This is a genomic window from Psychrobacter sp. T6-6, from assembly GCF_052258185.1.
Classification (GTDB): Bacteria; Pseudomonadota; Gammaproteobacteria; order Pseudomonadales; family Moraxellaceae; genus Psychrobacter.
Genome location: NZ_JBQQEX010000003.1, coordinates 423,765 through 449,648, shown reverse-complemented (window position 1 = coordinate 449,648; position 25,884 = coordinate 423,765). Strand labels below are relative to the sequence as shown.

21 protein-coding genes and 2 tRNA genes are annotated in these 25,884 nt (G+C 44.6%); 5 read left to right on the top strand and 18 right to left on the bottom strand.

From position 1 onward, the window contains the following. From ACTXGL_RS07825 to ACTXGL_RS07755, 15 genes are all read right to left on the bottom strand, one after another. Positions 1-1,784, bottom strand: a 1,784-nt coding sequence (locus tag ACTXGL_RS07825; protein WP_443526046.1) for a Calx-beta domain-containing protein, incomplete at its 3' end; no start/stop codon positions are given. A gap of 140 nt (positions 1,785-1,924) precedes the next feature. Continuing rightward, positions 1,925-2,905, bottom strand: a complete 981-nt coding sequence (locus ACTXGL_RS07820) for an OmpA family protein (RefSeq protein ID WP_443526044.1) — start codon at positions 2,903-2,905, stop codon at positions 1,925-1,927. A 612-nt stretch (positions 2,906-3,517) separates the two neighbouring features. Next, the gene (locus ACTXGL_RS07815) at positions 3,518-3,931 is read right to left on the bottom strand and encodes a PaaI family thioesterase (RefSeq protein ID WP_443526043.1); all 414 of its coding nucleotides are present in this window, start codon (positions 3,929-3,931) and stop codon (positions 3,518-3,520) included. A gap of 122 nt (positions 3,932-4,053) precedes the next feature. Then, positions 4,054-4,596 carry a DUF3124 domain-containing protein gene (locus ACTXGL_RS07810; RefSeq protein WP_443526042.1) on the bottom strand — a complete coding sequence of 181 codons (543 nt, stop codon included), beginning with the start codon at positions 4,594-4,596 and terminating at the stop codon, positions 4,054-4,056. Positions 4,597-4,639: 43 nt separating this feature from the next. Then, on the bottom strand, positions 4,640-5,341 hold the full coding sequence (locus tag ACTXGL_RS07805) for a potassium channel family protein (RefSeq protein ID WP_319052200.1): 702 nt from the start codon (positions 5,339-5,341) through the stop codon (positions 4,640-4,642). A 67-nt stretch (positions 5,342-5,408) separates the two neighbouring features. After that, on the bottom strand, positions 5,409-7,169 hold the full coding sequence (locus ACTXGL_RS07800; protein ID WP_443526041.1) for a potassium transporter TrkG: 1,761 nt from the start codon (positions 7,167-7,169) through the stop codon (positions 5,409-5,411). 201 nt (positions 7,170-7,370) lie between these two features. Next, on the bottom strand, positions 7,371-8,312 hold the full coding sequence (locus tag ACTXGL_RS07795) for a DMT family transporter (RefSeq protein ID WP_443526038.1): 942 nt from the start codon (positions 8,310-8,312) through the stop codon (positions 7,371-7,373). 56 nt (positions 8,313-8,368) lie between these two features. Further along, a complete protein-coding gene (locus ACTXGL_RS07790; RefSeq protein ID WP_443526037.1) occupies positions 8,369-9,556 on the bottom strand; it encodes a flavin monoamine oxidase family protein in 1,188 nt (395 codons plus the stop codon). 41 nt (positions 9,557-9,597) lie between these two features. After that, a complete protein-coding gene (locus ACTXGL_RS07785) occupies positions 9,598-10,020 on the bottom strand; it encodes a tetratricopeptide repeat protein (RefSeq protein ID WP_443526035.1) in 423 nt (140 codons plus the stop codon). A gap of 176 nt (positions 10,021-10,196) precedes the next feature. Continuing rightward, positions 10,197-10,685 (bottom strand): M48 family metallopeptidase, encoded by a 489-nt coding sequence (locus ACTXGL_RS07780; RefSeq protein ID WP_319052195.1) that lies wholly within the window; start codon positions 10,683-10,685, stop codon positions 10,197-10,199. Positions 10,686-10,938: 253 nt separating this feature from the next. Beyond that, entirely contained in the window at positions 10,939-12,984 is a 2,046-nt protein-coding gene (gene betT, locus ACTXGL_RS07775) for a choline BCCT transporter BetT (RefSeq protein WP_443526034.1), read from the bottom strand. A 280-nt stretch (positions 12,985-13,264) separates the two neighbouring features. Beyond that, complete coding sequence (betA, locus tag ACTXGL_RS07770) at positions 13,265-14,965, bottom strand: choline dehydrogenase (protein ID WP_443526033.1); 1,701 nt, start codon at positions 14,963-14,965, stop codon at positions 13,265-13,267. A 119-nt stretch (positions 14,966-15,084) separates the two neighbouring features. Continuing rightward, positions 15,085-16,587, bottom strand: a complete 1,503-nt coding sequence (gene betB, locus ACTXGL_RS07765; RefSeq protein ID WP_443526032.1) for a betaine-aldehyde dehydrogenase — start codon at positions 16,585-16,587, stop codon at positions 15,085-15,087. Positions 16,588-16,835: 248 nt separating this feature from the next. Further along, entirely contained in the window at positions 16,836-17,426 is a 591-nt protein-coding gene (locus ACTXGL_RS07760; protein ID WP_443526031.1) for a TetR/AcrR family transcriptional regulator, read from the bottom strand. 1 nt (position 17,427) lies between these two features. Beyond that, positions 17,428-17,793, bottom strand: a complete 366-nt coding sequence (locus tag ACTXGL_RS07755; protein ID WP_443526030.1) for a DMT family transporter — start codon at positions 17,791-17,793, stop codon at positions 17,428-17,430. Between the two features lie 464 nt (positions 17,794-18,257). Here ACTXGL_RS07755 and ACTXGL_RS07750 point away from each other — a divergent pair. The 3 genes from ACTXGL_RS07750 to ACTXGL_RS07740 all read left to right on the top strand — a co-directional run bounded on the left by ACTXGL_RS07750 (position 18,258) and on the right by ACTXGL_RS07740 (position 19,980). After that, positions 18,258-18,333, top strand: a tRNA-Asn gene (locus ACTXGL_RS07750). A gap of 217 nt (positions 18,334-18,550) precedes the next feature. Beyond that, positions 18,551-18,883: a CopG family transcriptional regulator gene (locus ACTXGL_RS07745; protein ID WP_443526028.1), complete on the top strand. Its 333-nt coding sequence runs from the start codon at positions 18,551-18,553 to the stop codon at positions 18,881-18,883. 365 nt (positions 18,884-19,248) lie between these two features. Beyond that, positions 19,249-19,980 (top strand): hypothetical protein, encoded by a 732-nt coding sequence (locus ACTXGL_RS07740; RefSeq protein ID WP_443526027.1) that lies wholly within the window; start codon positions 19,249-19,251, stop codon positions 19,978-19,980. A gap of 107 nt (positions 19,981-20,087) precedes the next feature. Here ACTXGL_RS07740 and ACTXGL_RS07735 read toward each other — a convergent pair. From ACTXGL_RS07735 to ACTXGL_RS07725, 3 genes are all read right to left on the bottom strand, one after another. Continuing rightward, positions 20,088-20,178, bottom strand: a tRNA-Ser gene (locus ACTXGL_RS07735). A gap of 92 nt (positions 20,179-20,270) precedes the next feature. Beyond that, positions 20,271-21,419 carry a type I glyceraldehyde-3-phosphate dehydrogenase gene (locus ACTXGL_RS07730; protein ID WP_443526026.1) on the bottom strand — a complete coding sequence of 383 codons (1,149 nt, stop codon included), beginning with the start codon at positions 21,417-21,419 and terminating at the stop codon, positions 20,271-20,273. A 149-nt stretch (positions 21,420-21,568) separates the two neighbouring features. Continuing rightward, a complete protein-coding gene (locus tag ACTXGL_RS07725; RefSeq protein WP_443526024.1) occupies positions 21,569-23,509 on the bottom strand; it encodes an AAA family ATPase in 1,941 nt (646 codons plus the stop codon). 336 nt (positions 23,510-23,845) lie between these two features. Here ACTXGL_RS07725 and exaC point away from each other — a divergent pair, with 336 nt between their 5' ends. Then, positions 23,846-25,372, top strand: coding sequence for an acetaldehyde dehydrogenase ExaC (gene exaC, locus ACTXGL_RS07720; RefSeq protein WP_443526023.1), 1,527 nt, complete (start codon positions 23,846-23,848; stop codon positions 25,370-25,372). 165 nt (positions 25,373-25,537) lie between these two features. Next, positions 25,538-25,864 carry a DUF779 domain-containing protein gene (locus ACTXGL_RS07715; RefSeq protein ID WP_443526021.1) on the top strand — a complete coding sequence of 109 codons (327 nt, stop codon included), beginning with the start codon at positions 25,538-25,540 and terminating at the stop codon, positions 25,862-25,864. Positions 25,865-25,884 lie beyond the last annotated feature (20 nt).

Below are 25,884 nucleotides of genomic sequence, written 5' to 3'. Positions count from 1 at the left end.
CTGTCTTTGTCCGTTGCGCCCGTTTGGCTGATACTAAAGACGATGCTGTCGTCTGCCCCTTCGGTAGCGCTATCACTCACCGCGGCAATGCTCACCACAGGAATGGCATCTAAAGCATCAATGATGGTGCCAGTGCCACTGTCATTGCCAATGGTAAGCTCGGTGGTTTCATCGTTCTCAAGGATGGCATCATTTGATGTCGGATAGCTGACGGTAAAGTCGGTCACCCCAGCAGGGACGGTGATGGTGCCATCATTATTGTTGATGACGCCGTTGCTAAAGACGGGGGCGTTGCTAAAGTCGGTGGCCTCGGTGGCGCTATTACCTGCCAAGTCAAAGTCATAGGTGACATCCGCTTCGGTGATGCCATTGACGGTGACTTGGTGAACCAGATTGTCCCCTTCTGTGGCGCTGGCATTGCCCACACTAACGCTCGGTTTGTCGCCCTCGTTGACGGTGCCGTCTGCTGCATTTTCATCGAAGATGGTGGCGACATCAGTGGCGGTGCCAATGCTGGCGTTGATCGGATTGCTGATGCTCATGCTTAGGGCTTCTGAGACCTCATAGATGGCATCGTCGACCACTGTGACATTAATGACTGGTGCCGAGCTCTGTCCTGCTGGTATTCTGACACTCGTTCCATTGATAAGAAAATCTTGGATATCATTTGCATTACTCAGAAATACAGTAACACCATCAATGTCAACATAACTAATAGAAGCAATATCTGCCAATTCGATACTGCTTGTATCACTAATTTTTACGTCAACTAAGGTGTTGAAGTTACTAATTTTGTTTTGTGATACAGCGAAAACTAACCCATTATCAATCCCTTCAATCGCTTGACCATCAGTTGCCACAATGCTGACCACGGGTACATCACTTCCTGTCATCGGATTGTTAGGATCGACCGGTGTACTACCATCAGTCGTACCATCATCATATACAGTCGTTTCTACAGTACTATTGGCAGTATCAATAGTAGCTCTGCCCGTGCTGACACTTGTGATCGCTACTTGAAAACCTTCTGCTCCTTCATAGACATCATCATTGACAATCGGCACACTAAAATCAACAGAGGTCTGTCCAGCCGGAATCGTGACTGTTTGCGTGGCTGGCGCACTATAGTCATCACCATCAGCAGATCCAGGTGTGATCGTTATCGTAACTGTAGTATCTGTCTCACTCACTTTATCCAGACTGACTGTGTACAACGCTGTATTCGCATTATCGGCAGCATCTGCTTCGCTTAGGTTCATCACCCCACTAAGGCTCACTATAGAAGCAGGTTCAGCTGGCTCATTGTCATCATCACTGCCACTACTAAGGGCTGCTACTAGACCAGCTAAGCCAACTCCTGCTGCTGCAGGTATCCACCAAGGTATCGCAGCCGCCGCTATATATTCAGTGCCACCCAATGCCTGACCTTCCACATCCCCTGTCTCTAGCTGCGTGACATAGTCGTAAGTCTCACCAGTATCCGGAATATAGTAATAGTACTCACCATCTTCAGCGATTCCGAGCAGTGCACTGTCTGCCTCGTCGTAGAACCCTTCTATTATAAGATCACTGTTTTCGCCATCTTTTTCGAACGAGACATGCAGATCATTTTTTAGACGCTTGGTAATAATATGATTGGGCGCACGACCGATTGCCGTATCATGAAACTCGTAATTAACCTTGTCCACAGCTTGAATAATAGTAGGCTTTCCATCTTCGGTGACTACTTGTACTTGCGCGACAGTCTGAGTTGCACTATTGGTTTTCACTATAATCGTGTTCATATTTTTTACCTTCTATTTATTGTTATCTGTTTTTCAATTGGGATAATATAACTTGAGAGAGATATCACGCGGCACTCATTGCCAAAGAATAATCGGTCAAAGCCGTTTTAAATGAATAAAATCCACTTGGATGCCTTTTATTATTCATTTTGCGGCTGCTCTTCTACTACAGCGATGACGCGGCGATTAAGCTGTCTTCCTGCTGCAGTATCATTACTTGCTCTTGGCTGCGACTCGCCATAGCCAATAGCACTTATACGGTTGGGTGCAACACCGAACTCGTTAACTAGTATCTCTTTCACTGCATTGACTCGGCGCTGTGATAATGCTTGATTGTAGTCATTTTGACCACGGCTATCTGTATGTCCCTCGATAGTTACCACAGTATTCGGGTACTGCTTCATAAACGTGACCAGTTCGGTCGTTTTTGCATAATAGGCTGGACGTACCATCGACTTGTCTGTCTCAAACAATATTTCAAGATCAATAGATATTCTTTCGGATAATGCTGGTGTCGGTGTTTTGATAACAGCAGGTGGATTAATTGGTGGTGCGGCTATGATAGGTAATGGGCAGTTAGGAACAACGCGACTGATTTGATGAGACTGATAACGCTTTTTCTCTAGTAGTTGCAATGCGCTAGCGGTAGTGATCTGCTCTAAGGTGCTTTGACCCTTTTGAGCCATATTCACATAAAAAAAGTAAGTTTGACCACCTACTAACTCATACTCTTTTTTATTTGCCAGCAAGTTATTGTCCTTAAACCCCGTGGCATGAGCGCTTAACTGGTTTATACCAACACATGATTCAACAACCGTATAGTTGCCTGCATGGAGACTCACTTGAAACCGATTGTTTACTGCGATGTTGGCACTCGTTTGTTCAGAGTAACGGTCATTGGATCTAATAAATACCAAACGGGTTTTATCAGAAGATACATTTTGGTCTAATATATAGTTGATATCAGCATCAGTTTGGTTGTTCCATGCAACCTTACTCACATGGCGACTATCTCCATCGTTATCTATACTGTTGTTACCAGTCACAGAGCATGCTGTCATTCCTAATAACATGATCGGTAAGACAATGATATTGATAGACTTTCTGAGTATATTTCCCATGACTACTCCCTTACTTACTGTATTCCGAATCACCTTTGGGCACTTATGTATACTTTTATGCTACCTGTTACTATAGTTGCAAACCAGTACGGTCAAACCATCCAACCGACCGTACATCGCTTTTTACCTGCAAATTTTATCTTAAGTCATTAATTTTATTAATATAAATCAATTATCCAGATCGCTTTATCGTACAAAAACCTCTCATTCTTCTGAGCAGGTGCTATCTTACATGAAAATTCACCCCATCATTAAACAAACTATTGTTTATTTAAATATTTATAAAAATAATAGTTGCTGGTTCTTTAATGTTGCAAAATAAATGCCAACTCATACCACCTTTCAGAAATCCGTACTACCATAAAATAAACCTCGCAAGCTGTTATGCTTGACGAGGTTTGTTTTATGCAGAGTATTCTGTAGTAGTGACTACGTTAATGACTGTCATCCAATAATTCAAAGGTAATGATTAAATCATGACGATAAATCATCTCGATGAGATCTAATATTGCAATATGATGGTCTTGATCTCTAAGTCTATAATACTCAATGCGTACTAATCTAACGATAAAAGACTTATTACTCAAGCAATATATACTATGAAGTAGAAGTTTATATACGCTGAGGCGGTACAGAATATGTGCCGACTACGTGTGCGACAACGTCATCCGAGCCTTCCGAATACAGAGACACCTCACCCACTATCAGCGCTCGCCCTACTTTGAGTAAGGTGCATTCAGCGATAATACGAGCATCTGCTGATGGTTTACGCAAAAAGTTGATAGTCAAGCTCGTCGTCACCGTCAATGGCACGATGCCGATTTTTCCGAGTATTGCCACATAGATAGCAACATCAGCAACAGCCATCATGATAGGGCCAGACACGGTGCCACCGGGACGTAGCTCATTGATACCAATATCGTGTGATAAGGTCGCGCCATGCGCGCTTACTGATTCAACGACGCATTTTGTTTGTGGGAACTCCACTGCCATAAAGGCGTTGATTTCTTCTTTGGTTGCAGACATAATTCTTCCTTGAATGTCACTATCTCGAATATCACTATCTCAAATGTCGCTATCCTAAATGGAACTACCGCTATTGCCGTTGTTAACACTGCCGACATTGCTATTTTCTTTAACACATCCGATTAATGTATCACAGGCGTGCCTTCGGTACTAAACGCAAATCCTTTGTTGCTAAAATTGCCAATCATGACCGCTTCAATGACAGGTTTGACCGTCTCATCCGCGCCTTCAACTTCGATAATAAAGTTAGCACCAGCGCCGCCTTTGTTCTCTTCTTTTTCAACGATATAGTTGAGCGTGGCCATCGCAGGTAGCTCGATTGGCTTGTCTATATAGGATTTGACAAGAGCGCCATCGGTATCGTAATAATCAATTTTATTGATATATAGTGATTTTTCCAACGTGGTATTACGTACGCTCAACGTCGCAGCCAGTAACACTTTACGATTGTCTTTATCAGTATAGATATCAGAATAGATGGGGACATAAAAGGTTTCTTTATAGCTGAACTCGCTACGATCCACATTGGACGTCACCTCCAACGCCTCAATCGGGTCCTGTTGATTCTCGGACAGGGTGACGTTCGGATCTTGCGCGGACGGATCACAGCCAGACAGTAGTGCCATAGCGGCAACCAATAGAGCGGCTACACTGCGCTTATTCATAAACTCCCCCTGTATCTTCTCATGTCACTACGCTGTTGAGCCGTTATTTGATTTTCACACCCACACTACGTAAAAACTGGTTGATGTGTTTGTTCGCGCCATAAATGACCAGTACATCGTGGTCTTTTAATACTTGCTCTGGCGTTGCCAATCCTTGAATGCTCGGTTTGCTCTGAGTACGACCAAAGCTGTCTTCATAATACTCATAGCGCAAGGTACTAAGCAATCGTATATTGAACTTTTGCTCCAATTGCAATTCATCGATGGTCTTACCGATCAATACACTTGGAATATTAATCTCTACCATACTGAAGTTATCGCTTAACTCAAACGAATCGACAAAATAACGTAGCGACAGTCGTTTGGCCCAGCGATTGGCCGCTTCTTTTTCAGGATGAATCAAATCGTCCACCCCAATAGCCTGTAGGACTTTTTCGTGCAGTGGGTTGATACTGCGGCTGATCAACCGTTTTGCTTTTAGGGTCTTAAATAACGCCGTTGCCATCACGTTTGCGCCTTGATCTTCGCCAACTGCCACGATGACGATGTCAGTATCAATGATGGGTAAGCCGCTTACGGTATACTCATCTGTGGCATCCATACAGAGCGTATGAGAGATAACTTCCTTATAGGTTTCGACCCTTTGCATATTGCTATCAATGCCAATCACTTCATGCCCTTGGCTAGTCAATGCAGAGCCTAGTGACGCGCCAAAATTCCCCAATCCTACGATAATATACTTCATGACCTTGATGACCTTTTTTAAACTATATTTTTCGCTTCTAAACGTAAAATTATTTATGTATAAAAATTTAGTTAATCGTAATTTCCTCAGTTGGATAGCGATAATTGCGTTGGCGCATGTTTTTGAGTAGCGCAATAAATATCGTTAGCATACTGACCCGACCAACAAACATAATGACCGATATCACCACTTTGCTAAAATCTGACAAATCTGCTGTTAGATTCAAACTCAGCCCTACTGTACTGTATGCTGAAAAACACTCGAACACTACTTTGATCAAATCAAGCTCTGGCTGATCATAGCTAATGAGTGTCACGCCTGTACCGATAACCAGCAGTGACAACCACATAATAGAAAATGCGCGGCGCACGGAGATTTCCGCAATTTGACGTTTGAACACCTCGATCTTCGTTTGCCCACGGGCTAGACTGAGTGTATTCAATAAGGCAATCGCAAAGGTACTGGTCTTAATACCGCCCCCTGTCGAGTTTGGTGACGCGCCAATCCACATCAAAAATATCGTCAGCATGATTGTTGGGAATGCCAGCTCACCCATATCAATCACATTGAATCCCGCGGTTCTCGGCGTGGCAGCGGTAAAGAATCCTGTGACCAGCTTACCAAAAATACTGGTATGGTCAGCGAGCACATTATCGTATTCAAATATCATTACCCCAACCAGACCGACCAGCAATAGCGCACCAGTCGTAATCAAGGTAATGCGGCTATTGATGTTGAGCAACCAAGGCTGATAAAAATAGCGTTGATCATGACGATACAGTAGTCGCTCAATGCGATGCCGTAGATAGCGCAGTACATTGACCACAATAGTAAAACCCATACCACCAAAGATAAAGGTCATCGCCACGATCAGCTGTAGCGGGTAATTAAAGCGTAGCGAATCGTCATACATGCCAGCACTAAAGGTCGAAAACCCCGCATTACAAAAAGCTGAAATTGCATGAAAAATCGAAAAGAACAACTGCTCAGACCAACTCATATCGGGTATATCATAGATACTGATATAAATCAGTGCCGCTGCTACTGCCTCAACACCAAAAGTCACGTATAAGATTGACTTCAAGGTCGAGACTACGTTGCCCATACCGCGCATATACGACATCTCGCTGATACTGGCTTGCGTCTCATAACTGACGCCGCCCTTAAAAAAGTAACTAAAATAAGTCACAAATGTCAAAATACCTAAGCCGCCGACTTGTATTAAGCCCATAATAATGGCCTGTCCAAACGTCGTAAAATGGGTCGCCGTGTCCACCACAATAAGTCCTGTCACACAAACCGCACTGGTCGCGGTAAAGAGCGCATCAACAAAGGATAACGGCTGCGTTGTGGCATTGGGCATCATTAGCAGCAGGGCGCCTATCAGCACCACCGCCAAAAAGCTTAGAATAAAAAACTGCGCAGGATGCAGAAAGGTACGATTAAGATTAAAATTGTGATCAGAAAGTTCACGGATAAAGGTGACAAACACGGCTATCTTGATGGCGACGAAGCCATCAACAGCGGCAGACAACCCAAAACGCATTAGGTCAGTAAAGTGTGCCGCAAGTAAAATAATAATAGCGATACTGGTAAAGGCATCGAATACCGCCACTTTATTAAGCGTGAACGGCTTATTTGTGTAGATATAACGGCCAACCGTCACCACAAAGCTCAAAAAAATAATGACTAGATAAAAAATATGGAAACCTTGTTGTAGCCACGTCGGCAGTGTAAAACCACTATCTAACAAGGCAACAACGACCCCAATGACACTTATCAGAATCGTAATATTATTCAATAATCGATAACGCATGGCTGCATTCATAGCCTGAATCCATGACAACAATAACCCCGATACTTATACTCCTTTTTTGCCCTATTCACAAAAATTGATTTGAGAGAATCGTAACCAATTATTGGATCTATATAGACTGTATAAGTAATTAAGACAAGATATCAGATACTTGCACGATTATAGAGTATTGATCAGATATGCTTACCTATTGGCGCGTTTGCTAAGTGCCCTTCATTCTTTTTTTGTTGTGACCGTCGACATTTTTACACCGCCCCATGTCACCAGTGCTATGCCAATAGTAATCAGACAACCTCCTAACAGCAAACCCTCAGGCGGATGCTCTCCCTGCAAAAATATCGCAATAGGGACACCAAAGATGGCCCCGACCGCCCCTAGTAGACTGAGCAAAACAGGACCGCCTGTTTTTTGTAATAGAAACAGTAATAAGAATTGTCCAGAAAATACACCTGCCTGTACAGCTATCAACCCAAGCGGTAGCCCACTCTCTAAAGGTATCGTGACAGAAAAGTTAAATACCGCACTAAATAGAACCAGCAGTAGAGAGGCGGCGACTAGCATCCCCGGAGCGAGTGCACTAAATGCGGCATTATCAGGCCAGCGTAGTGTCCGGTATATGTTACCAATGGCGAGTAGTACTGGTCCACACAGCGCGACCAAAATCCAAAACACGCTGGTATCTGGGGCGGAGAGCTTATGGATAGCCAACACCCCTGCTCCTAAAAGTGCCGCAGCGACACCAAGCGCACGGGTGAGGTAGAAGCGCTCTATGCGCAGCAGCAGTGCGCCAAGATACGTCAGCAATGGAGGTAAGGATATAATAAGAGCGACGAACCCTGCGCCAACATGAGGAATCGCTGAAAATAACAGTAAGTTGGCAGCAGCCACACTGACAAAGGCAGCAACGAAATAGTACTTAAAGCTTCTGGCACTAAAAGGAAGTGTTTCTTGTCTAATGAAGGCAACTATCATTAGAATAATAGCTGCACCAGTGATCGACCAAAACAAAAACGCTAGTGGCGTAAGACCGATATCGACAGCGTATTTGGCGAGATTGGTTGAGATACCTGTGAGCGCACCACCGACCAGTAGGCAAGCAACAGGTACCAGCCAAGTCGCATTATAATCAGGTTTTTGCTTGAGGGAGTCATTCATCAACTATCCTATTAGATGACGATGTTTTTGTATAACTATATGGCTTTTGGCAATACTTACTCTTTGGATAATACTGTCGCAGGTAAGCTCTGCACTGCTATAACTGCTGCATCAATAGCGCCAGCAATATAACCAGGAAACGGTGCTGACCACTCGCTACCGCAGCCTGTTAGTTGGTCTTGCCATGCGCCTGTTTTTGGTTTGGCTGGTGGTGCTGCGGCATGTTGCCCGTTACCATTGATATCAGCAGGCATCGCTGTCAATAGGTCTTGCGCCCAGTCCTTGAGATACTCAGCTACCGGACTACTCGCCTGCGTACCAAACAAACGTACCAATTGTGCACGGCAATGTTGTTTTAGCACGATATCAGAGACACTTTGGCGTGCCTGCGCCGGTACACCAAAGAAGCCAAATAGGGCACCATGACTGTCTACAGTAGAAGCATCATGTATCTCAGTGAGTGGTCCTATCGCACTACGCGCGGCCCCTGAGAGACCATTATCTCGCCAAAACGGCGTTTCATAGACTGCCACATATTTGGCATGGGGCGCCATCCACGTTGCTGTATGTTGCCACTGTGTTATTAGCTCCTGTGGTAGCGCTGGCTCAAATGCTATCCGACCCGCTACCAGTCTGGGCGGTAGCGCAAGCAGGACATGACGCGCTCGAGTTATGGTCAGTTGTCCAGAGGTATCTACGCTCTGTACGTTAATATACTCACCTACTCTACTTAACTGCTGCACAGTTTGGTTGGTAATGATGGTTTTAACGTCTAAGCGGGCATATAGCGCCTCAATCAAAGCCGCCATTCCACCGACTAGGCGCATAGAAGACGGCGCGCTTTTATAGCCTTGCATTCGCACGGGTTGCTGATCAGTAGCGCGCTCAACCATCATATCGCCCGCTTCAAACTGCGCAAAACGTGATAAATTCAGCGATTCAATGAGCGTACTTAACTGCGTCTGATAGTCAGGCCAAAACCAAGAGGGACCCAAATCAAATGCATCATCTGTGATTAATGCGTTAGCACTATCTTGATTAGCACTATATTTATTAGCTATGCCTGTGTCATGAGCAGCCTGTCCATTATGGAGCGCACCTGAGAAACTGGCGACTGCAATACGACCGCCCAATCTATCACGCGCTTCTAGCAGCCTATAAGCAATACCTTTTTGCTCTAATAAAAAGGCAGCATACAGTCCACTTAGCCCGCCACCAACAATCACTACCGGTACGTCTTGCATATCAGATTACTCAATTCATAGAGGATTGATTATAGTTGAGACTACTCTGCCAATAGTTTGGTAAGCATCTCATCGATCTCAACCTTAAATTCTTTGTCTTCAATTTTGTTTGCCGTGACTTTGGCATTTTGCAAACTTTGGATGGCTGTTTCTTTTTCACCCATCTCAAGCTGTAGTACTGCCATAGAAAAAGCTATTGAAGACATATGATCTTTTGAGTTGATAGCAGTGGCTTTGATTAGTGCTTTGTCATAGATAACCAATGCCTCATCTAAATCCTCTGTAAAATCAGCCAAGGTTTCCCATTGCTCTGGATGGTCTTTATCAGTATTTTCATTATCGGTACAGATGGCTTTTAGCTCAGTATAAAGCTCGTCAAATTTCGCTTGATTGCCTCTACGATCAGCTTCTAATAGCTCTTCGGCTAACGTATAGATGGCTTTATATATTTTGGTATTGATCATTTTTTTCTCTATTTTTAGTGAAGTAATAAAAGAGTACGTATGTGTATTTATGGTTTAATTGCGAATAGTTTGATGGCAAAAATTTTAATACAGGCAAGCTTAGCACGGTTACTGCAAATGATGAGTGTTTTCAGTTATCAGCAAACACATGGTATGGCTATATAACGTCCATGTAATCAGCGCTCTTGCCAATGCAACCATAAACGCATATCCAGCTCCAGTTGATGATATTCAGGCTCCATATGACAGCACAGCTGATAAAACGCCTTGTTGTGGTCATGCTCTTTGAAGTGCGCAAGCTCATGCACCACTATCATGCGCAAAAAATCTGGCGGCGCGTCTTTGAACAAACTGGCCACCGTGATGCTGTTGTGCGACTTGAGCTTACTGCCTTGTACCCGAGACTGTGTGGTATGCATTCCTAGCGCATGTTTTAGAACTTTTAATTTACTGCTATAGCTGACATTTGATAGCGGGCCAATCTTACGCATGTATTGGTTTTTTATCTCATTGATATAGTGATAGAGCGCCTTATCACTTTGGATCTCATGCTGGGTGGGGTATTTATTTTTGAGATATACCCCTAACCTGCCATCACTCATCATCTCTGCAACTTGAGTTTGGATGTGCTCTGGATAATGAGCAATGTATTTTAATGTAGTCACAACGATATCCTTTGCTTAAATGCTCAATTTATTGGCTGATCAGCACAGTCTTAGTTAATTTTACCTTATACATGCTGCTTGTATTGACTTCTTGCTTTATTAATTACTTTGACTGGTCATCACCTGCTTTCTGACTGAGTTTTTGTCATAAAGAAACCCCATAAGCTGTCATCAACTTATGGGGTGTTTTCTTATATAAGCGTTCAATGATGAGCTATCGTACCTATATAAATGGATAGCTATTTATAGTCAATTAACGCTCTAGATATAAATACTGCAAGTGACGCTCGTACTGATTGAGAATATCGACCAGTACCTGCTCTTTGGTATAACCAACCAAGTCATACTCTTGCGACCCTTCTCTCAAGAATACCTCAGCACGATAATAGTACTCTGCATGCTTGCTTGACGTATTCAGCGTAAAGTTAGGGCGCTCAGCTTTGATCAAATGTACTTCATAAATAAAGTCATCTTCATCACCATGACCGACACGCAGTTTTAGACCGTCAACTTGACCGCTGTCTTGATCCATACCAGCATCGATACCTTCACCAATACTCGCAAGATTATGGATATCTAGCGAGGTTTTTAGACCACCCGCTTCGAACTCTTTTTCGACATCACTCATGGCAGGCATCACCACAGTGTGCAAGAATTTTTCGACCTGCGCATGTCCTGGGAAACTCACAATACGTTGCAAGCGGGCTTTCCAGCCTTTACCGTTATCAAGGACATTGGCAGTACCAATAGTACTCGCTTTGCGTTTGTTGCCTTCTTCTTTTAGTGACTTCCACATCGCTATCATGTAGAGCACAAGAATGATAGAGAATGGCAAGCCTGCGATCACAGAAACCGACTGCAATGAGCCAAAACCACCAGCAAACAATAAGCCTAGCGTAATAAGACCCGTTGCTGCCGCCCAGAATAAACGCAGCCATACCGGTGCATCCGTATCATTAGTCATGCCTCGTGAGCTCAGGTTTGCAAGTACCAACGCCCCTGAATCCGCTGAGGTCACAAAGAATATCAGACCAATCACTACACCAGCAAATGACAGCACCTCGCTATAAGGGAAGTACTCAAATAACGCAAACATACCCATCGCAGCGTCATTAACAGCGATTTCGCCAAGCTCAGTTGCACCATTGGCAACCAAGTCTATTGCCGTGTTACCAAAGATAGAGAACCATGCAAAAATGAAACCCAGTGGAATAAACATCACGCCAAACACGAACTCTCGCAGCGTGCGTCCACGGCTAATACGCGCAATAAATAGACCTACAAATGGTGCCCAAGCAACCCACCATGCCCAGAAAAATATCGTCCACCAAGATTTCCACTCGGCACCAGCAGCACCATCATAAGCATAAACATCGAAGGTCTTATAAATAATGGTCTGGAAATATTGACCGATATTCTGGGTAAAGGTGTTCAATAGGTATACGGTATTACCCATCACGAGTATGGCAAGCAATAGCAAAATTGATGACAACATGTTGAATTCAGACAGACGACGTACGCCTTTTTCGACACCTGTCATCGCAGAGATAGCAGCTGCCGCGACAACGCCCACAATGATCAGTGCCTGAACCATCTTGCTAGATTCGATGCCAAATACATGGGTCAAACCAGCATTAGCTTGTAGCACACCAATACCTAGACTCGTTGCAATACCCATCAACGTACAGACGACACCAAAGGTATCAATACCATCGCCTAGCCAGCCTTTGATTAAGCGTTCACCAAATACTGGTGTCAGCGGCGAGCGTAGTGCCAGCGGCATGTTTTTGCGATAAGCAAAGTAAGCCAACGCCATACCAATCAAGGCATAAATACCCCAGCCATGCAGACCCCAATGTAAAAAGGTTTGCGCTAGTGCTTCGCGCATGGCCTCAGTACTAGCAGGTTCTAAACCTGTATGCGGGGTCAAATAATGCATCAAAGGTTCAGAAGCACCAAAGAACAACAAGTCAATACCGATACCTGCTGAGAACAGCATGGCTGCCCACGCCAAAAACGGAAATTGTGCTTTTTCGTGGTCTTGACCAAGCTTTATGTCGCCGTACTTAGAAAAACCAACAAACAATGCAAAGATACTATAAGCGGCAACCACCAACATGTAATACCAGCCAAACTTGTCTGATACCCAAGTCATGCTAGCGCTCAGCAAGGTTTCACTATAATCTGGAAAAGCAATGGTCCAGATTATCAATAAAATAGAAATAATAGCAGAGCCCAAAAACACCGTTTTGTTTAGGCTCAAAGGTTTCGTCACATCTTGTGATGGCGAACTGTACATAAAAGACCTCAATAGGTAAATTAAACAGGGTCCGATATTGCTTTGTCCGGCATAGTATTATGGATAATTGTCACACAATATATAAATCACCGCATGACGGACAAAGCAGTACCAATAAATAAAACGCAAATAGAATTATAAACAGCTTCAACCATAACGATATTTATCGTACCAATACGTTAGCGCTGATAAAAAAGGCCTCTACTTAGAAAGGCCTTATAGTTAAAATTTTCTTATATTGTTATTTATTCAGTTACTGACATGTAAGTTTGTATTTAACTTAAATAGTCGAGAGATAGTCACGCATAGGCTCAGCGCGCAGCGGTGCACCATTGGCGACATAGTAATCTGCCGTTGATCGTGGCAACTGTACACCTCTCATTTTATCAACGATTTTTTCTGCCAACATGATCGTGGTGGCATTGAGGTTGCCACTGATGATGTTGGGCATGATGGACGCATCGACGACGCGTAAGCCATCGATACCGTGTACCAGACCTTCACCATTGACGACGGAGTCATTGTCTTCGCCCATCGCACAAGTACAAGATGGGTGATACGCGGTCTCACTATGGTTACGTACGTACTCATCCAACTGAGCATCCGTCACCAAATCATCAGTCGGTGCAATAGCACGTCCACGATAAGGATCGAGCGCTGGCTGATGCATGATCTCACGCGTGATACGCATCGCCGCGCGGAACTCTTGCCAATCCTGATCATGAGACATGTAATTGAACAAGATACTTGGATGCGCTTTCGGGTCACGTGACGTCAGCTTGACGCGACCACGACTTGGTGAGCGTAACGACCCTACGTGTGCCTGAAAGCTATGCGATTTGACTGCACTACGTCCATCGTAACGTACCGCCAATGGCAAGAAATGATACTGAATATTTGGATGAGTGAACTTCTCATCGGTACGGATAAAACCGCCGCCCTCGAACTGGTTAGAGGCACCAAGACCAGTACCATTAAACAACCACTCAGCACCGATAGCAGGCTTATTCCACCATTTGTTTGCAGGGGCAATGGAAACGGGTAGCTTACATTCATACTGCATATATAGCTCTAAATGATCTTGTAGATTATTACCCACACCTGGCAACTCTAGTACTTCAGTCACGCCCGCGTCTTTTAGCCACTGACCAGGACCGATACCTGAGCGCTGCAATAGCTGAGGTGAGGCAATCGCACCAGACGAAACTACCACTTCACGAGAGGCATAGAACTTTTTGGTCTGACCGTCGTGCTCTACTTTGACACCAACGGCACGCTTACCATCGAATAAGATCACATCGGTCAGCGCCCCTGTTAAGATCGTGATATTGCTACGCGGCTTGGCGCGATCTAGATAACCGCGAGAGGTTGACGCGCGGCGACCATTAGGGGTCACGAATCGATCCATCGGGCCAAAGCCTTCTTGCTGATAGCCGTTCAAATCTTCGGTACGTGGATAGCCCGCTTGTACGCCCGCTTCGATCATGGCTTGGAACAACGGATTGACCCCTGGCTTTGAGGTGGTCATCTCAACAGGGCCGCCCGCACCGTGATAGTCATTTTCGCCAACATCGCGGTTTTCTGACTTTTTGAAATACGGTAGGCAATCTGAATATGTCCAGTCTGATAGCCCTTTTATCTCAGACCAATCATCAAAATCCAGCGCATTGCCGCGGATATAGCACATACCATTGATAAGCGATGAGCCACCAAGCCCTTTACCACGACCACAATCCATAACACGGTTATTCATATAGGGCTCAGGGTCTGTCTTGTAACCCCAATTATAAGTCGTGCCTTGCAATGGCATGGCAAGCGCGGCTGGCATTTGGGTGCGAAAATCTAGTCGATAGTCTGGGCGACCTGCTTCTAATAGCAATACTTTAATACTGGCATCTTGGGTCAAACGCGTGGCCAGCACATTTCCTGCTGATCCTGCACCGACTATAATGTAGTCGTACTCAGGTGTGGTTGATGTCATAACATGCTCCATAATATGGAAAAAACATAAATCGTTTCGTATCAGAAAGGTCAAGTAAAGCTGGAGGATGACCTTACTGTCTTAGTTTCTTTTAATACAAATTGCTAAACTATCAACGCTTAAAAGACCGATTCAAACGCGCCCAACTCTACTTGGATAGATTTGGTTTGAGTATAATGCTCAAGCGCCTCAACACCGTTTTCGCGGCCAATACCGGAGTGCTTGTAACCACCGACTGGCATCTGTGCTGCTGACTCACCCCACGTATTTAACCAGCAGATACCTGCTTCGATCTGAGCGATGACGCGATGCGCGCGCTTCAGATCAGCCGTCACCACACCAGCTGCTAAGCCATAATCGGTATCGTTAGCACGGCGAATCACTTCCTCTTCGGTCTCATAGGTCAATATCGACATGACTGGACCAAAGATTTCTTCACGGACGATAGTCATATCGTCGCTGCAATCTGTAAATACAGTCGGTTCGACAAAAGCACCATTTACAAGCTCGTTTGTCGTGACGCGTGCACCGCCTGTTAACAGACGAGCACCACTTTGCTTGCCTTGCTCGATATAGCCAAGCACGCGCTCCATATGTGGGAAGCTAACCAGTGGACCCATGTTGATGTTCTCATCCACCGGATCGCCTAGCTTGATACGATTGACGCGCGTCAAGATGGCTTGCTCAAACTTTTCTTGTAGCGCTTTAGGGATAAAGACACGCGTACCATTAGTACATACTTGACCGGTACTATAAAAGTTGGCCATCATCGCGATGTCAGCGGCGGTATCAATATCGGCATCTTCAAATATAATCAGCGGTGACTTACCACCAAGCTCTAAAGTCACGTCTTTTAAAGACGAGCTTGCTGCGCTTGACATAACTTTTTTACCTGTCGGTACGCCGCCTGTGAACGATACTTTGGCGATATCTGGATGATTGGTTAGTGCTTGACCTACTTCGTAATTACCTTGTACGACATTGAACACACCATCTGGCAGTCCTGCTTCTGTAAAAATCTCAGCCAGTTTTAAGGCAGTCAGAGGAGTAACTTCTGACGGTTTAAAGATCATTGCATTGCCAGCAGCCAGTGCAGGTGCTGCTTTCCACATTGCGATCTGAATAGGATAGTTCCACGCACCGATACCAGCGACCACGCCCAGCGGCTCGCGGCGAGTATAGACAAAGCTCGTATCACGTAATGGAATCTGACGACCCTCAATCATTGGTGCCAGCCCTGCATAGTACTCAACGACATCAGCACCAGTGACGATATCGACATATTTTGTCTCAGAGTATGCTTTGCCCGTATCTTTTGTTTCCAGCAATGCCAGCACATCATTACGCGCACGTAATATCTCAACAGCCTTTGAGAGAATTCGACCACGTTCCACAGTCGTCATCGCGGCCCAAATTTTTTGACCTTTATGCGCGACTTTTACCGCCTCATCAATCTGCTCATTGCTTGTTTGTTGAATGGTAGCCAATACCTCGCCAGTCGCTGGGTTGATATCTTCAAAAGTAGTGAGCGTGTCATCGACCGCCAAATAACGACCATTAACATAAGCAGTTTGTACTTGTTCTAGGTCGATAATATCTGTCAAATTATTAATGTCTGTCATGAATATTCCTTAGGACGATGGGTAGCAGCAGCGTTGCAAAGGCGCTGACCATGTGATGTCGTTATGAGTTAAATTTGTGAATATAGTCTTTCGTCGTTAGATGTTTATTAAGTGGTTTATCTACGCCTATCAGAGCTTCGCTGCCTAACAGCTGAACCCTTATCAGTCTAAATATTTTCTGATTTAAGCTTTTATTTGGTTGTTACTTCTATTTGACCTGTGTGCTGTCATTTAGTCAGCATTGTCATTTAGTCAGTGCTGTTATCAAAATCACGCTGCGTCATTTTTATCAGTCGATCACGCAGCCTCTTTTTGTCTGCTATATCGACACCTGAAAAGTCCGAGAGCCAAATACCATCAGCAGTCAGACGGACCATGCATAAGGTTTCGGTATCGTCAGTTGCGGCATGTTTCTTTAATTGGGCATTGGCCCACTGAGCCCACATTTCACGTAATTCGCTATCCCCTAGCATCAACACATATAAGGTTGCTTGATTGTCATATTCTGCCTGCGCTTTTTCGCCCAGACTGATAGTGGCATCGATATAAGCACGGGTGAAAGCACCATAACTCACAGGATCCTTTGCCATAGCGGCATCTACTTCTGCCTCAAATTTGGCCATCGCATCATTGAACACTTCGATAACCAGAGCGTTTTTGGTAGCGAAATGATGCATAACACCGCCTTTAGTTACCCCTACTGCATCAGCGACCGCCTGAAACGTTACCTTAGTCAGCCCTTGCTCTAGTGTTATCCGTGCCGCTTGATCCAGCAGCGCCCGACGAACCACTTCTGGCTGTTTTTTACGCTTATGAGCATTTTCCACTTCTATATTCATACTAATGCACCACAGAATTAGACAATAAGTTCATGACAACAACACCGCCAACAATCATAGCAATGCCGACTACTGCTGCCGTATCAAGGGTTTGCTTGAATAGCACCACACCCACAAGCGAAGTTAGCACAATACCCAACCCGCCCCACAATGCATAGGCAATGCCCAGCGGTATGGTCTTGAGCGTCTGTGCCAATAAATAAAATGAGACTGTATAGAGCGCGCCCATCATGATGGTCGGCACCAGACGGGTGAACTGCTCTGACTTCATCAAAAAAGTCGTGCCAATCACTTCACATATGATGGCAATGGTCAGGTAACCGTAGGCAATTGTTGTAGGACTCATCTTTAGCACACCCGCCTTCATTCAAGCATTTACTAACAATATACTTGTTAAATACATATTAAAGATACCGTATGGTAGGTATTTTATAGCAATACTCTAGCAATGTGAAGGCTGTCTTGCGTCTTTATTGTGTCAAATAGTGTAGTACCTGCCTTAATATTCAAAAAACCGTATGTTTTTGCAGTCAATTAGTATGCCGTGTTGATATCTAGCTGAACTTGTCTATATGCTGGACAAGATTTTTATGGATGTCCGTCATTGCTATAGCCAATTGCTACTTGTATTCGGCAAATATCAGTACCGAAATAACTTATTTGGTAAGGCACAAACGTCTATTTTCGATAATTGTAATAATATTTCTGATTAATGGCATAATAAGGTTGACAGCCCCTAATGACTTGGCTAAAATGTGCCCCACATAACGCAAACAAGCCAAGAAATTGATTGGTAACAAAGCTAAAACGCTTAGTGTTATGACAGCTTATTCTCCAATAGCTCAGTTGGTAGAGCAACGGACTGTTAATCCGTGTGTCCCTGGTTCGAGCCCAGGTTGGAGAGCCATATACTAAAAACCTTCATCACTATTTGATGAAGGTTTTTTTATTGTTGCCTCTTTTATAGGCACTTATAATGATATTAATATGTACTTATAAGTTTAAGCGTATTGCATGGCTATAGTGTTATTTTAGGCGTTTTTGTTGTATGGTAAGATTAATTTGGATTGGGTTCGTTTTTGTTTGAGTGCTTTGCTCCTACTCACTAAAAGTAATGGTTTATTATGATACCTGTACGTATAAAAAATAAGTTTTCTGATCATCCGCAAAAAATTATGCGCCCGATCAGTATTCGTTTGTCTGAAGAAATGATTGAGCTATTAGAAACAACGTCATCAGACTTGGGTTTCAAACGCATTCAAGGGCTTATTCGCTTATATATTCGCCAAGGTCTCGATCGTGATCATCAAGACTATACACTGGCTCATGATGAAGTTTTTATCGAGACACTACGCAAGCGTGGCGTGAGCCAACGTATCATTGATGAAGCTATTGTGGTTACTCATAACAATCATATCACCCACTCTTTGTCTGAGCTTCAAGACAACGATCAATAATGCTGTCGATATCGAAATGAAAGTCGATATTGAAACGACAGCATAGACATCATCACTTGGCACATAAAGCCTAATAATGAGTGTCAAAAAAAAAAGACCACGTTTGCTGATGCGAATGTGGTCTTTTTTTGTCGATTGCTTTATTACTGTTAATGAACAATGCACCTTTTTTATTCTTGCACTCTCTTTTATTTATGCTGTTATCTGTCCTATTTAAAGGTATTCACTTTTTAGTACTTTGGACATTTTACTACCGCAGTTAGCCATAATTAAACACAATCTCCCCTTAAACGAGGTATATTAAGAAAATAGCCATCACTATTAGACAGGCTTTATCATAATAAAAATGCATAAGGGGGTATACGATGAAAGGTTTACAGCGGCGTTTTAACAAGGCTTTGTATTTGACCATGACGGTTACGGTGCTCGCGCTTGCCTCTGGCTGCTCGTCGCCGCAAACAGATCCAAGCCAAAAAACCATACCTACTGATTCTGACCAGTGGCAAGACGAATTAGGACAAACCTTTGAACAACTACCTGCAGCCGATCAGCAAGTCCTCAGTCGCTATATGCTGCGTATGAAACTCAGCGATGCGTATGAGTCAGGTGCCATGCCGCGTACCACGATCAAGCAAGCCTTGATACAACAGCGTGAATACGAGCGCCTGCATCCTAACAATCCAACAGGTAAGAAAAGCCCTATTGTCACTGGTGAGACAGCAAATGCGACAGCTCAGAAATATCCTGTCGCCCTGCTGCCCATCAAAACCAGTGATAGTGACAGTTTAAACCAAGTTAAAATGCAGTTTATGCTATCAAATCATGGGACAGTACCTATTGAGAGCTTCAAAGGTACGCTGACGATGCAAGACGATAACCTTGAGCAAGGCAAGAACTTCAATGTCCCTTTGATCACATTTGATCCTGCTATTGAGCCTGAGCAATCTGGAAAGATAGTCATCGATAGCAGTATCGAGGACATCAATGTCATGCGTGCGATCAAAAACACCACAGGCATGACCATTGAGATAAAAGAAGGTACCCTAGTATTAGTGGATGACCAGACCATCGAGTTTGGCAACTCATTGGCAAAATAGCCATCCAAAGTAGACTAATTAAGACATCTATGAGATGTATGACTTAAACCTTTATAAATGCCCATAAAAAAATCCCCAATCAGCAGTGATTGGGGATTTTTTGAATTTGGCGGAGACGGAGAGATTCGAACTCTCGAAGGGCTATTAACCCTTGTCGGTTTTCAAGACCGGTGCATTCAACCGCTCTGCCACGTCTCCATTGGTGCATCATTATATAGATATCATTTTATAATGCAAGCCCCTAATCTAAAAAAATTCAATTAATTTTCAAATACGTTCTAACCAGATGATTATCGCTTGCTATAAGCCAGATGTAGGCACATATCTAGCAGCCTATTGGCATAGCCCCACTCATTGTCGTACCACGCAAAAACCTTGTACTGGTCGCCTACTTGCATGAGCTGCTGACCATCGATGATCAGCGACTCGGTCTGATGAATAAAATCACTGGATACTAAGGGCTCGTCGGTATACGCCATGATGTCATGCAGATGTGCCTGACTGGCCGATATGAGTGTCTCACGGATATCCTCAATACTGACATCTGGCGTATCAAATACAAAAGTCACATCAATGGCTGCCACATCGATAGTAGGTACACGTATCGAGTGCCCATTTATCTTGCCGACCATGGCTGGCAAGACACGTTCTGTTGCAGCGATACTACTGGAGGTCGTTGGGATAATATTATAGCCAGAAGCACGTGCGCGTCTTGGATCTCGATGCGCTTGATCGAGTACAGTCTGATCGGCAGTAACCGCATGAATCTCTGTCATCATGGCAGATCTTACACCAAATGCCTTGTCCAGTGTGTCAATCAGCGGCACCAATGCCTGCGTGGTACAAGACACGCTAGAGATAATCGGTAGCTCAAGTGTCAGCGCGTCTGTGTTGACGCCCATAACGATACAAGCGTCCACATCATCGAATGGTGCAGCACCAATAATGACCTGCTGCGCGCCTGCATCGATATGTAACATCGCCTGCTCGTAAGAGCGAAAATGACCGGTACACTCTAGTACCACATCGACGCCCAGCGACTGCCAAGATAGGTTTTGTGGATCAGGCTCTGATAGCATATTGATACAATATGTTAGATTGTTTTTGGTTAGACAAAGCTGGGTTTTGCCTCCATTATCCGCGTTACTTTCTATGATCTCAGCATCGACGCCCAATCGACTAAGGCGACCGTGTGTACTATCGAATTTTAGGAGGTGAAGCAAAATATCTGCCGGCGCCAAATCATTAATAGCGACGACATGGATAGCACGTCCCAATACCTCAAAGCGCTCTAGCAAGGCGCGCAGTACATTGCGTCCTATACGTCCAAAACCATTGATGGCGACTCTTAGTGGCTGTGAGTGCTCACCAGTCGTACGAAACGTCGTCGCGATGGGATCGGAGGTCAACTGGTAAGTCGCATTAGAAAAATCAGGCATAACAAGGTATCGCTATCAAATAAGAAAGATAAAGAGTGAGCGCGGTCACTCTTGGCACGCTCTAATAGTGGGTTTGGTACTGTCGTACCATAAGATCTGCAATGACATTCTGTGCGGCAATAGATAGCTACCTATGCAGCAACAAATACTTATGGCGTAATAAAAATCAGAGCCAAGCGAATGGTATTGTAGTCGATGCTCTGCTTGAGATGATCAAATATTGGGCGCAGCTTGATACTACCATCATCATTGAAGTCATTTGGATTGTTAGCGACCTTGATGGCGACATATGCATTGCCTACAGCTGTCATCACCTCATCGTCTGGGCGCAGATGATCACAGGCAAGGCTGGGGTCTTGTGATTTTAGCTCACCGATATGACGCATGATGGTTGATTGTGACAGCTGACGCGCTTGTGAGATCTCTGCTATGGTCAGACTCTCCTCTAACAGCACTCTAGTCGCAAGCAAAGTACTCTCTGATTTATCAGAGACTTGATTGCCTAATTTTTGTTTTTTTTCTATTTGCGCTTGCTGCTGCTCGCGGCGCTTTTTTTGCAGCGCCGCATAGGCATCAATGACAGATTTACTCAGCGTGCCACCTGATTTCAAAACAAACTTTTCATGTGCCTGCTGCATACTCTCTTCATCTAGCATGGCGTAGTTGGCATCTGCCTCTGCAGACAGCACTAAGAATCGCTTGTCTGCTCCGCGTGCTAGCGGATCAAGTTGCAGACTCATGTCATTCATACCGAGCAGCTGTAACCCTGCCAGTGACTTGAGTCGTGACAATGCTACGTAGCCTTGACCCAACTCAAAGGTGCGTGACAGATCAATTTCAGCCGCATCAAGGGTCATGCCCTGTGATTTGTGAATGGTAATCGCCCAAGCCAGACAGAGCGGAACTTGCAAGTAGCTTGCCAGCACATCGCCTGTTTCATCTTCGATTATCCATTCTTCAGGTTCAGCGATGACTTCACGTCCTGAGTTGAGCCGCACCACAGGCATTTTTTGCGTGGTTATTTTCTTTGTTTTTGGTTTTTCTTTATCTTTCTTAGCAGTGGACTTCTTACCTTTCGTCTTTTTTTCGCCAGCAGCATCTTCATCAATGTCATCGCTGCTATCGTCTTCGATTAGCGCATCACTGTTGTCCTTGTTGTCATCTATTTTAACTGCCACAAAACCAATCAGCTCACCCATTGTACCGTTAGAGACACCAAGCTCAGCATTGTTTTTGATAAACATGACCTTTGCACCAACTTTGAGGATCAGCTCATCTTGAGTCCGTACGGTCTTTTTTAGGGTTTCAACCAGCTTACTGTCGCCTGTGGCAGTCGCCTCAAAGCGCATCGTCTCTCCCTCTAAAGAAGCAAGCTCTTTGTCATTGATTTTATTGACGTTGAGATTATGCGTGTACAGACGCGTGCGCTTGATATCGACGCTTTGATCATAAGTCGCCTCCAACGCCGCAATCGCCTCAAAGGTCACTTCCTGACGACGGATTTGGTTAAGGATATCGTCCAAATCTAGTCCGCCATTGGCCGCTTCGCTAACCTGTCTGTGCTGCTCTGATAGATAGCAAATATGAAACTTGGCATCGAGCCATGCCTCAGACATAAACGCGAACTTTTCACGATTGCTCTCGCCCTTGCTACCGATAGGCGGCAACTGAAAGAAGTCCCCTGCGACTACCACCTGAATACCACCAAAGGCTTTGTCACTTTTGCGAATGTGCTTGAGTACTTGGCTGACTAGATTGAGCTGCTTGGCATGTAGCATCGATATCTCATCGATGACCAATACTGCCGTATCTTTTAGTCTGTCTGCCAAGAACTGCTTGCGTGATAAGGTGGTTAAATCCCGATCCGTCAGCTCATCTTTGATGCCGATCCCTGACCAACTATGAATCGTTGTGCCATTCATATGCGTGGCTGCAATACCCGTACTGGCCGTCACCGCGACGGGCACACGGCGTGCGCGCAGATAGTCGATATATTGGTTGAGCGTATAAGTCTTGCCTGAGCCTGCTGAGCCAGTCAAAAAGACGTTTTGACCTGTTTTTAGGATATCAAGAGCAGAAGATTGACGCATAGACCCAAACCAACCAATATTATGAAAAAGAATAGTATAAGAAACAGTAAAAGAAGAAAGCTGCCACGGTTAATTCGATAACCATAGCCAGCCAAAATCGATGCTCACAATTATAGCAGCTGCAACCACTTTGCGGACCACTTTCACCCGCTCATATCACATAACTTAAAGTTATATGATACAAAATATATCATTATAAAAAGTCATTATCGTTCTGCAAAAAAGCTCAGTACGATAGGATGATAACTTGGTCAGGAAGACCAAGGATTATTTTTAAATGGCCCTACACCAGTGACCATATTTTAGATAACCATAATACACAACAAGGAGTGGTTAATGTTATACGCTTATCCCAATACTGAAGACAGCCCCGTTCAATTCCGCGAAAAATACGACAACTTTATTAACGGTGAGTGGACGCCTCCTATCGATGGTGAGTACTTTGATAACTCCAGCCCAATCGATGGAAAAACCTTCTGTCAGATCGCCCGTTCAAAAGAAGCCGATGTAGAAGCGGCATTAGATGCAGCACACGCAGCAAAAGACGCCTGGGGCAAAACAGGTGTCACTGAACGCTCCAATATGTTACTCAAACTTGCTGACGGTATCGAAGCCAACCTAGAAGCCATCGCGATCGCCGAAAGCTACGAAAACGGTAAACCTGTACGTGAGACCCTCGCCGCTGATATTCCAATCGCTATCGATCATTTGCGTTATTTTGCTGGCGTTATCCGCGCACAAGAAGGCGGCATCAGTCAGATTGATGAAGATACCGTCGCTTATCACTTCCATGAGCCACTAGGTGTCGTCGGTCAAATCATTCCTTGGAACTTCCCTATCCTCATGGCGATCTGGAAAATTGCCCCAGCACTGGCGGCGGGTAACTGTATCGTCCTCAAGCCTGCTGAGCAAACCCCTGCTTCTGTCCTATACATGCTTGAATTGATAGGGGTAGCTGATATTCTGCCTAAAGGCGTACTAAACGTCGTCAACGGCTTCGGTGTTGAAGCCGGCAAGCCTATCGCTGCTAACCCACGTATCGATAAAGTCTCCTTTACTGGTGAAACCACGACTGGTCGCTTAATCATGCAGTATGCCAGCGAAAATATCATTCCAGTCACGCTAGAGCTAGGCGGCAAAAGTCCAAATATCTTCTTTGCTGATATTATGGATGAAGACGATGACTTCTTGGACAAAGCGGTCGAAGGTCTGGTGATGTTTGCGCTAAACCAAGGCGAAGTATGTACCTGTCCCTCACGCGCGCTCGTTCACGAGAGCATCTACGATGAATTTATGAAACGCTGTATCGAACGCGTCAAAGCTATCAAAATGGGTAATCCGCTCGATACCGATACCATGATTGGGGCACAAGCCAGCTCAGATCAATTAGAAAAAATCCTATCTTATCTGGATATCGGCAAAAAAGAAGGTGCAAAAGTCTTGGTAGGTGGTGAGCTCGCCAAACATGATGGCGATATGGCAAACGGTTATTACGTACAGCCCACTATTTTTGAGGGCACCAATGACATGCGTGTGTTCCAAGAAGAAATCTTTGGTCCTGTACTCGCTGTCACTACTTTCAAAGACGATGAAGAAGCGATGACGCTTGCTAATGATACTTTATACGGTCTCGGCGCTGGTATCTGGACACGTAATGGCACTCGCGCTTATCGTTTTGGCCGTGGCATCCAAGCCGGCCGCGTATGGACCAATTGCTATCACCTCTATCCTGCACATTCAGCCTTTGGCGGTTACAAGCAATCTGGTATTGGCCGCGAAAACCATCTGATGATGCTCGATCATTACCAGCAGACCAAAAACATGCTGGTGTCGTACAGCCCTAAAGCGATGGGTTTTTTCTAAGCAGATTTTGACAACTCTTAATTTGTGACCATGCTGAAACAAGCATAAAAAATGCAATCTGTCGCAAGGTAGGTTGCATTTTTGCTTTAATAAACCATTAGAGTGCTGTTTTTGGTGATTTATAGACTGGTGACTTATAGATAGAGGAAATATGAGGAGTTAATGATGAAAATTATGGCAACAGAAGCGTGTGAGGCGTTGATTGCGCTATTGAAGTCCAAGCACGGTGAGCTGATGTTTCACCAATCAGGTGGCTGCTGTGATGGTAGCTCGCCGATGTGTTATCCACTAGGAGAGTTCAAGGTAGGCGGTCAAGATGTGCTGGTTGGCAAGCTTGCTGGCTGTCCATTTTATATGGGACGCGCACAGTACGATCTGTGGCAGCATACCGATCTGACTATTGATGTGGTCAATGGGCGCGGCGCGAGTTTTTCGTTAGAGATCCCTGAAGGCAAGCGCTTCATCGTACGCTCAGAGATCTGTTCGGTATGAGACTATTCGGGACAAGATGA

Excerpts from the sequence above, each read along its gene's own strand:
- ACTXGL_RS07725 (WP_443526024.1), bottom strand. The coding sequence starts at position 23,509 with ATGCGTCAATCTTCTGCTCTTGATATCCTAAAAACAGGTCAAAACGTC.
- betA (WP_443526033.1), bottom strand. The coding sequence starts at position 14,965 with ATGACATCAACCACACCTGAGTACGACTACATTATAGTCGGTGCAGGA.
- ACTXGL_RS07810 (WP_443526042.1), bottom strand. The coding sequence starts at position 4,596 with ATGAATAAGCGCAGTGTAGCCGCTCTATTGGTTGCCGCTATGGCACTA.
- ACTXGL_RS07800 (WP_443526041.1), bottom strand. The coding sequence starts at position 7,169 with ATGAATGCAGCCATGCGTTATCGATTATTGAATAATATTACGATTCTG.
- ACTXGL_RS07805 (WP_319052200.1), bottom strand. The coding sequence starts at position 5,341 with ATGAAGTATATTATCGTAGGATTGGGGAATTTTGGCGCGTCACTAGGC.
- ACTXGL_RS07790 (WP_443526037.1), bottom strand. The coding sequence starts at position 9,556 with ATGCAAGACGTACCGGTAGTGATTGTTGGTGGCGGGCTAAGTGGACTG.
- ACTXGL_RS07755 (WP_443526030.1), bottom strand. The coding sequence starts at position 17,793 with ATGAAGGCGGGTGTGCTAAAGATGAGTCCTACAACAATTGCCTACGGT.
- ACTXGL_RS07715 (WP_443526021.1), top strand. The coding sequence starts at position 25,538 with ATGAAAATTATGGCAACAGAAGCGTGTGAGGCGTTGATTGCGCTATTG.
- ACTXGL_RS07740 (WP_443526027.1), top strand. The coding sequence starts at position 19,249 with ATGAAAGGTTTACAGCGGCGTTTTAACAAGGCTTTGTATTTGACCATG.
- betT (WP_443526034.1), bottom strand. The coding sequence starts at position 12,984 with ATGTACAGTTCGCCATCACAAGATGTGACGAAACCTTTGAGCCTAAAC.
- ACTXGL_RS07785 (WP_443526035.1), bottom strand. The coding sequence starts at position 10,020 with ATGATCAATACCAAAATATATAAAGCCATCTATACGTTAGCCGAAGAG.
- ACTXGL_RS07820 (WP_443526044.1), bottom strand. The coding sequence starts at position 2,905 with ATGGGAAATATACTCAGAAAGTCTATCAATATCATTGTCTTACCGATC.
- ACTXGL_RS07815 (WP_443526043.1), bottom strand. The coding sequence starts at position 3,931 with ATGTCTGCAACCAAAGAAGAAATCAACGCCTTTATGGCAGTGGAGTTC.
- exaC (WP_443526023.1), top strand. The coding sequence starts at position 23,846 with ATGTTATACGCTTATCCCAATACTGAAGACAGCCCCGTTCAATTCCGC.
- ACTXGL_RS07795 (WP_443526038.1), bottom strand. The coding sequence starts at position 8,312 with ATGAATGACTCCCTCAAGCAAAAACCTGATTATAATGCGACTTGGCTG.
- ACTXGL_RS07730 (WP_443526026.1), bottom strand. The coding sequence starts at position 21,419 with ATGCCTGATTTTTCTAATGCGACTTACCAGTTGACCTCCGATCCCATC.
- betB (WP_443526032.1), bottom strand. The coding sequence starts at position 16,587 with ATGACAGACATTAATAATTTGACAGATATTATCGACCTAGAACAAGTA.
- ACTXGL_RS07760 (WP_443526031.1), bottom strand. The coding sequence starts at position 17,426 with ATGAATATAGAAGTGGAAAATGCTCATAAGCGTAAAAAACAGCCAGAA.
- ACTXGL_RS07745 (WP_443526028.1), top strand. The coding sequence starts at position 18,551 with ATGATACCTGTACGTATAAAAAATAAGTTTTCTGATCATCCGCAAAAA.